This window comes from Bacillus sp. JJ1474, from assembly GCF_036965225.1.
Taxonomy (GTDB): Bacteria; Bacillota; Bacilli; order Bacillales; family Cytobacillaceae; genus Cytobacillus.
The window spans coordinates 1-8212 of record NZ_JBALPC010000147.1 but is presented as its reverse complement, the minus strand read 5'-3'; the positions used below and the strand labels follow the sequence as shown (position 1 = coordinate 8212).

10 protein-coding genes are annotated in these 8212 nt (G+C 36.7%); 9 read left to right on the top strand and 1 reads right to left on the bottom strand.

The window, feature by feature from the left end; translation table 11 throughout:
- Positions 1 to 119 precede the first annotated feature (119 nt).
- Complete coding sequence (locus V7164_RS17185) at positions 120 to 446, bottom strand: DUF192 domain-containing protein (RefSeq protein WP_335354695.1); 327 nt, start codon at positions 444 to 446, stop codon at positions 120 to 122.
- A 231-nt stretch (positions 447 to 677) separates the two neighbouring features.
- On the opposite strand from V7164_RS17185, the gene V7164_RS17180 reads away from it, so the two are divergent.
- From V7164_RS17180 to V7164_RS17140, 9 genes are all read left to right on the top strand, one after another.
- The gene (locus V7164_RS17180) at positions 678 to 848 is read left to right on the top strand and encodes a Flp family type IVb pilin (RefSeq protein ID WP_335354694.1); all 171 of its coding nucleotides are present in this window, start codon (positions 678 to 680) and stop codon (positions 846 to 848) included.
- A 71-nt stretch (positions 849 to 919) separates the two neighbouring features.
- Positions 920 to 1429, top strand: a complete 510-nt coding sequence (locus tag V7164_RS17175; protein WP_335354693.1) for an A24 family peptidase — start codon at positions 920 to 922, stop codon at positions 1427 to 1429.
- On the top strand, positions 1426 to 1797 hold the full coding sequence (locus V7164_RS17170; protein ID WP_335354692.1) for a TadE/TadG family type IV pilus assembly protein: 372 nt from the start codon (positions 1426 to 1428) through the stop codon (positions 1795 to 1797). The genes V7164_RS17175 and V7164_RS17170 overlap by 4 nt, the downstream gene beginning before the upstream one ends.
- 1 nt (position 1798) lies before the next feature.
- Entirely contained in the window at positions 1799 to 2800 is a 1002-nt protein-coding gene (locus V7164_RS17165) for a pilus assembly protein TadG-related protein (protein ID WP_335354691.1), read from the top strand.
- A 27-nt stretch (positions 2801 to 2827) separates the two neighbouring features.
- Entirely contained in the window at positions 2828 to 3415 is a 588-nt protein-coding gene (cpaB, locus tag V7164_RS17160) for a Flp pilus assembly protein CpaB (protein ID WP_335354690.1), read from the top strand.
- The gene (locus V7164_RS17155; RefSeq protein WP_335354689.1) at positions 3412 to 4584 is read left to right on the top strand and encodes an AAA family ATPase; all 1173 of its coding nucleotides are present in this window, start codon (positions 3412 to 3414) and stop codon (positions 4582 to 4584) included. Before cpaB ends, V7164_RS17155 begins: the two co-directional genes overlap by 4 nt.
- Positions 4584 to 5921 (top strand): CpaF family protein, encoded by a 1338-nt coding sequence (locus V7164_RS17150; RefSeq protein WP_335354688.1) that lies wholly within the window; start codon positions 4584 to 4586, stop codon positions 5919 to 5921. The genes V7164_RS17155 and V7164_RS17150 overlap by 1 nt, the downstream gene beginning before the upstream one ends.
- Entirely contained in the window at positions 5918 to 6886 is a 969-nt protein-coding gene (locus V7164_RS17145) for a type II secretion system F family protein (RefSeq protein WP_335354687.1), read from the top strand. The genes V7164_RS17150 and V7164_RS17145 overlap by 4 nt, the downstream gene beginning before the upstream one ends.
- A gap of 3 nt (positions 6887 to 6889) precedes the next feature.
- Positions 6890 to 7819, top strand: a complete 930-nt coding sequence (locus tag V7164_RS17140) for a type II secretion system F family protein (protein ID WP_335354686.1) — start codon at positions 6890 to 6892, stop codon at positions 7817 to 7819.
- Positions 7820 to 8212: the final 393 nt, after the last annotated feature.

Here is an 8212-nt window from a genome sequence, read left to right as displayed (position 1 = left end):
TTCTGTTTGAATTATGTTGAAATAAAATTGTAGGAAGAATAAATAAAAAGTGCGAAATCTAATATTTATGGATTTCGCATTTTTTATTTTGAAGATGGGGATTAATTGAATATTTTTATTTACAAATTTATCGAATCTCCTACACAAATATTACTGTTGGCAATTGTACCTACTGGCAGTTCAAGAGTGGAATGGGCTGAGTGTACAGGTGGAATCATTCTCCATGGTTTTAACTCTGAAACTACTTTTACAACTTGGTTTTTTCGGTCAAGAAAGACGACATCAATAGGGAATCTCATGAAAAACATGTGAACAGAATTACAAGGTGTAATGAGAAGCCCTTCTTCTGTAATTGGTTTCTTGTAAAATAAGAGACCTTTCAATCTCTTCCAAAAATTATTTGCGAGTTTAATATTCATTTGCAGGGTTATCATTTTTGATTTCAAAAAAAGCATTCCTTTCCACTTGTTTTGTTCATTATATAAAACACATCGTTCTTAATAAAATGTAAAATAGTAAGAAAGAGCGAGAAAAAGGTAGAAAATGAAAGAAATGTAATTAATATATGGAGAAATTGGACAAATTTAGGCGTTTTCACCAGAGTTCATTCGATATATACTTTCATTAAGTTCTATATATAGAACAAAATATCAAAAACAATTTAGGGAGGAATTACAATGTTAAATCAAATTAAAAGACTATTTAAGGAAGAAGAAGGACAAGCGTTGACAGAGTATGGATTGTTGGTAGGACTTGTTGCGATTGCGGTAATTGCAACATTAGGACTTTTTAAGGACAGTATAATATCTGTGTTCACGAAAATCAAAAGTGAACTTAACAAAATTTAAAAAAGTTAGATACTTTAACAAAAAGCCCTGCTTTGGCGGGGCTCATTTTAATAATGAAAAGGAGAATACTTATGATAAACCTAATGGTCGCTCTCATCCTTATCATCTCCATCATAACAGATCTTCGAAGCCGTAAAATACTAAACATTGTCACGCTGCCTGCCATCCTAGCTGCCCTCATTTATCATTCTCTTACATCGGGTCTTAATGGAATCTTATTTAGCGGTCAAGGATTCCTGGTAGGACTAGGATTATTGTTCATTCCGTTTTTAATGGGAGGAATTGGAGCAGGTGACGTAAAGCTGCTCGCTGCCATTGGTACATGGAAGGGAACGATGTTTGTTCTATATACAGGTATATACGGGGCAATTGTTGGAGGACTTATTGCAGTAGTTATTTTACTAAAAAAAAGGCAGCTTAGTTTTACACTTAAAAATATGTTGTTTTCATTAGTATTTTTGAGAGGGGTAAGAGGCTCTTTGGAACTTATAGGTGATAAGCATGGGGCTGTTTCAATCCCATATGCAATCCCAATTGCACTAGGTGCTTTTATTACCTTTTTAACGGAGATATACTCATGAAATCAGAAAAAGGGCAATCGTTAGTCGAGTTTGCACTTGTTGTTCCGGTCCTTATATTGATACTGTGTGGAATAATTGATTTTGGACAAATTTTACATGCGCATTTAAAAATAGATCATGCAGGACGAGAAGCAGCTCGGGCAGCAAGTATTGGGAAAAGTGAAGCTGAGATTAAAGATACGGCAGTTAACTATGGATCGCCTATCCGCTTACAACCAAGTAATGTTACGGTCGATCTAGATTCAATTAATAAGGAAGCAAAAATCACAATACATGATTATCAGGTAACTTTCCTTACACCGCTTATAGGGAATATCGTTGGTCCATTAACTTTAAAAGAAAATATCACTATTATGAGGATAGAATAACATGATGAGCTTATTAAGCATCTTAAAATTTCGAGATGAAAGTGGTGGAGTGGTAGTTTTAGTTGCTTTATTCATGGTGGTGCTTCTTGGTTTCGCAGCAGTAGCTATAGATGGTGGAAGATTATATTTTGAAAAAAGCAAGCTACAAAAAGCTTTGGATGCTGCTGTACTTGCTGGAGCACACAAACTTGTATTAAAAGATAAAAGCGAAAGTGAGAAACAAGCAAAAATAGTTGCCAAAGATATTACACTAAAAAATGGGTATGAACTCTTAGATGCAGATATAAAGGATGAAGATGTAGTTCATAAATCACATATAAGAGTAGAGAAAACAGTAACTGTTCCTCTTACTTTTGCAAAAGTAATTGGGATTAATACGGCATCTGTATCGGCCTCTGCAAAAGCGAAGATTGCTGGTCCATTAATATCAGCAAGGGGTATAGCTCCGATTGCAATAGAAAAAAGTGCAGTTCCAACGAAAACAATACTTACTTGTGGGGAAGAGGAAAATGAGGAAGAGGAAAAAAAATCAGGAAAAAAAAGCCCTGGAAATTGTGGCTTTATTAGAATAGATGGAAATGGGGCACCTATTGTAGAAGAGGGAATAAAAAACGGTAGTAAGAAAAAAGTTTCAGTAGGTGATGAAGTACATCCAGAACCAGGTGTGATGAATGGACCAATTGACAAGGCAGTTGAAACTGCAGTTGACTCTATAATTAACAGTGACAAAGACAAACCTCACTGTCAATCACCTTCTACCGCTGATAACTCCTGTAAACGAGTTATATATGTAGCCCTTATTGAAACATGGGCTGGAGTAAACGGTGCTAGTGATAAAGTTAAAATACTTGGTTTCGCCCCGTTTTGGGTAAAGGAATATGATAATAAAGGTAAAAATAAAAACATTATAGGACAATTTATTGATGGGATAACTGCTGGGGAAGTAGGGGAACCTAGTGCTGGTTTTAATTATGGTTTATACGGAGTAAAGTTAGTTGAATAGTACGGAGAGGACAAACGGAGGGTTTTTATGAATACAAAAAAAATTTGGCTATTTGCCATAGTGTTCGGAATTATAGCTGCTGGCATGTTGTATGTAATGGTCTCGGGAAGTCTAGCATCTTCTACTCTGCCGGCAAGTGTCGAGATTTCGGAAGAGGAAGAACCTGAAGAAAAGGAAGAGGTTGTCGTTGCTGCTGAAGAAGAAAAAAGAAATGAGATGTTACCATTTTCAGAAGGAAATCGAGCAATTACAGTAGCTGTTTCAGATGCTCAAGGAGTAGCGGGTTTTATTACACCTGGTTCATTTGTTGATATTGTTGCGGTCATGTTAGTTCCTGATGAGTATAAAGATAAACAGCATGATGCGGCAACTCTGCTACTACAAAATGTTAAAGTTTTGGGGATAGGTCATGCTTCCGATGATGAAGAAACCATGAAGCGATATCAAATGGTAACATTTGAAGTAACTCCGAAGGAAGGATTAGTTTTAGGATTTGCCTCTAAATACGAGCTATATTTAATGCTTAGACAAGAAGGGGACAACAAGGTTGAATCTAATCCAGATGAAACACATATCCATGAAGATGACTTACATGTAGGGGTGTTTAGAAGATGACGAATATATACTCGATTTCTAGCCATGATGATGTATCGTTTAAGCTTGATGAAGTAATCACATACCTGGGATATAAGGTGGATTGGGCTGAAAATGAATCTAAGCTATTGGACGATCTGTCAATAAACGAGAATCATATTGTTTTTTTACCACAGTCAGCATCCTATGATGTTTATAGCTTGTGTGGGAAAATTTCAGACCGTTTCCCATTCGTAACAAAAGTATTAGTTTTTCGTTTAGAAGAAGAGCTGGATATGAAGGAGGCCTTAAGAGCGGGTGCCGATGATGTTATTTTTCTTTCTTTTCCAATATCTAAAGTGAAGGAAGATATTAATCTAGCTGTTTCCAGAAACAAGAACATTCTTCACCAGCAAATTGAAAATGTAAAAAATGCTAGAGTCATAACTGTAGCAAGTACAAAGGGAGGAATAGGAAAAACGACAGTTGCTGTTAATCTCGCAGCCTCCTTTGGGAAGAAATTAGAGAAAGTGGCAGTTATTGATCTTGATTTACAATTTGGTGACGTTGCGATGTTTTTAGATGTGAAACCAAAAAGAACTATTTACGATTGGGTCAAAGAAGATAGCGTTGGCACACAAATTAAGGATTTTATGACTCACTATAAGGATGGAATTTTCATTCTTTCAGCTCCTCAAAGACCTGAATTTGCAGAAGTAATAACAGGAAATAATATCAGAAAAGCCATAGAAGTATTAAGAAAACAATTTGATGTTGTGATTATTGATGCATCAAGCCATATGGATGAAAATGTGATTGTTGCTTTAGAGAACTCAGACGAGATTTTGGTTATGACTTGTGCAGACCTACCAACATTAAAAAACAGCAAAATGCTAATAGATACTTTAACGTCATTAGATCTTGATGAAAAAGTAAAGGTTGTTTTGAATCGGCAGATGAAGGTAAAGGGGATAACGATAAATACTGTTACTAAAGTAGTTGGCAGGGAAATTTTCACAGCACTTCCTGTAATGGAAAAGCTGATGATTACAGCAGTAAATGAAGGAAAGCCAGCCGTATACTCAAACCCCAGATCAAAAGTGGCAAAGAGAATTTTTCAAATGGCAGAAACACTTGTGAACCCTGAGAACAGTTCTGGTATCAATAAACAAAAGGTGAAACGTATGGTCCACGCAGGGGGGCATGCATAATGTCTTTATTAAATCGTTTGGGTGGACATCACCTGGTAATACAAGAAAGGAAAGAATTGGGGATTAGATCAGCAAGTACTATGAGAAATTTAACCGATTTTGAAATTCGTCTTCACAACTTTCTTGTCGATGAAATCAAGAAGCCTGTAAATGAAGGGGAAGAAATAGAGGTATTAATCGAAAAGCTTGCTGATGAATTTTTCTTAAAAGAAGGGGAGCATCTAACGTTTGAGGAAAAGAAGCAAATCATGCATGATATCCCCCATGAACTAACTGGATATGGACCGATCTCTCCTCTTCTTGCGGATCCTCACGTTACAGAGGTAATGGTGAATGGGCCGAGCGATGTTTATATAGAAGTAAAAGGAAAAATTAAAAAAACAGCCGTCCAGTTTCGGGACAATTTACACGTGCTTCGAGTCATCGAAAAAATCGTGGCACCGCTTGGACGGCGAATTGATGAAAGTGTTCCATTAGTTGATGCAAGACTTCCAGACGGTTCCCGTGTCAATGCGATTATCCCGCCACTTGTACTCAATGGGCCAACATTGACCATTCGAAAATTTTCAGAGACACCGTTTACCATTTACGATTTATTACGAATGGGTACATTAAATGAAAATATGGCAGAATTTCTGAAAGCCGCAGTAGAGTCAAAGCTTAATATTTTCATTAGTGGCGGAACAGGTTCTGGGAAAACAAGTACATTAAACGTTCTTTCTTCTTTCATTCCGCGCGATGAAAGAATTGTGACTATCGAGGATGCGGCAGAATTAAAGCTTTCACAAGAGCACGTCGTTTCATTAGAATCCAGGCCGCATAATATTGAGGGACAGGGTGAAGTTACGATTCGCGATCTTGTCCGAAATTCACTGCGTATGCGACCAGACCGAATAATTGTCGGAGAGGTTCGAAGTGCAGAGGCGTTGGATATGCTTCAAGCTATGAACACTGGTCATGATGGAAGTCTTGGGACAGGTCATGCAAACTCTCCAAGGGATTTGTTAGCCAGACTTGAAACGATGGTATTAATGGCAGGGTTTGACTTACCCGTACGAGCAATTCGTGAACAAATAGCAGGTGCCCTCGATTTGATTGTTCAACAAGCAAGATTAAAAGATGGTTCAAGAAAAATCATCCGTATTACCGAGGTGTTAGGACTTGAAGGAGATACAATCGTTCTTCAGGATCTTTTCGTTTACAATGAACAGAAAAATATCGTTACCGGCAGAATTGAAGGGAATTTCTCATCGACAGGAATTCGTCCACATTGTTCCGATCTGTTTGAGCTAGCAGGGCATAATATACAAAAACTCATTAAGGAGGAATGGGTATGAATCATTCCATCCTTCTTCTCATTTTTGTTGCGTTTATTTTTTGCACTGTTTTCTTCAAACTTATTCTATCGCTCATCTTTGAAAAAGGGAAATATGAAAAACGTTTAATCAAGTATATTGGAAATTTAAACGTATCTGGAAAGGAAAAGAAGCAAGTCGGTAAACAAGGACGAAATAACTCTGTAATTAAATTAATGGCCAAAGGAATTGAAACGGCTATCAATCTTTCTAAACATGAACATCTTCTTCTACAATCAGGAGTAAAGCTTTCTCAAGGAGAATTATTCATTGGGAGAATAGTAACAGCCTTACTATGTATGAGCATTGGGTTCTTATATGAGATACACTTTTTATTTATCATTGCCGCTGGAGGAATGGGATTTTACTTACCTATTTGGTATGTGAAAAGAAAACGTAAGAAGCGTCTGCAAAAATGCTCAGAGCAACTAGGGCTGGCACTCGGTACGATGGCCAATTCACTGCGGGCAGGCTTCAGCTTTATGCAGGCAATGAAAATGGTTGCGAAGGAGATTGAGGATCCACTTGGACCTGAATTCCTAAAGGCTTTGCAGGATATTAATTACGGAATCACTGTCGAGGAGGCATTTGATAGTTTATTGAAAAGGCTGCCCGATAAAGAGCTAGAAATTGTTCTGAATACATTAATTATTCAGCGTTCTAGCGGCGGTAACTTAGCCTTCCTGTTAGAAACAATGCAAGAGACAATCATTGACCGATCAAGAGTAAAGGATGAAGTGAAAGCATTAACTGCTCAAGGAAGGATGTCATCAGTCATTATCACACTTTTACCAATAGCACTTGCATTTTATATTAAAGTAGTAAATCCGGAATATTTTCAAATGCTATTTTCTCATCCATTAGGATGGGCTATGGTCATTATCGGTTCTATGAATATTCTTCTTGGGTGGATTTTTATCAAAAAAATTGTGCACATTGAGGTGTAAAATGTGATCACTTTATACTTTTTTCTATTTAGTTCACTATTTTTTATACTTGTCGTTGGGGCTAGTTTAAGCCTTTTATTTAAAAGGGAAATTGTGATACAAAGAAGAACAGCCCACTATTTAGGTATTGAAGAAGGGAGATTAAAGCTTCAAAAAAAGAAGAATCAAGGGGATAATAAAATCCGTTTACTAATGAAAAAGTTCAGTGATAAAGCAAGAGCTGTTATCGATCAAAAAATTCCTTCTTCAAGAAAAAAAGAATTAGAAAAAAGACTGCGGGAAGCTGGATATCCCCTTAAATTGTCACCGATTGATTTTAGGTTTCTTCAGTTTTTAATTGGGAGTGTTTTGTTTTTTGTTATATACGTTTTATTAGGAAAAGCCGATGCGAATATTTTCTCAACCACTTTATTAGCGGGTATTGTCGCGGCTTTAGGTATGTATTATCCTTCCTTTTATTTAAGCGTCATTATAAAAAAACGCAGGTTTAAGATTCAAAAAATGATGCCTGACTTTTTTGATATGGTTAACCTGTCAATTGAAGCAGGAATGGGACTAGATGCATCATTGATTAAGGTATGCAACCAAACAAAGGGACCTCTTTCAGAAGAGTTTCTGCAAACGATAGAAGATATGAAACTAGGTAAATCCAGAAGAGAAGCATTTGCAGATTTGAGAAGCAGAGTCCCTGTACCTCAATTTCAAAGTATCATCACTTCTTTAATTCAAGCGGACCTGTTAGGTGTTGGAATGGCAAAGATCCTACGTCAACTTACAGAAAGAATCAGGGAGCAGCGAACACAATTAGCACGTGAACAAGCAATGAAAGCCCCAGTTAAAATGATCTTTCCAATGATGCTTTTCATATTTCCGGCGATTTTTATTGTTTTATTAGGGCCGTTGGTTATTTATTTTATTCAAAGCGGGTTATAAAGGGAAAGGCAGGTGTTTGCTATGATTCCACAAAAACATTGCAACCGGAACACACAAGCATTCACGTTTTTAGCCTATTTCACTTCTTCCTGATTTCGCGGAAAATAAATCTATTTCAGGGTCTTTAATAATGCTTAAAAAAAGAGAATTATACAGTTTTTTTGCTGGAACTAAATGTACAAAATCTCATCTAATCCAGGCTAGAAACAAGAAAACTTATGGCGTGCCAGTGCACTATTTCATAAAAAAACCTCTCCCATCATCATTTGGTGGGAGAAATTTTTGTCTAACCACTATTGACTTGAAAGTAAATACTTATCTAGATGATCTTGTTCTTTTTTTGTAAAGACTGTGGAAGAATCAACCCAATACTTATGCCCAACTCCTCATACA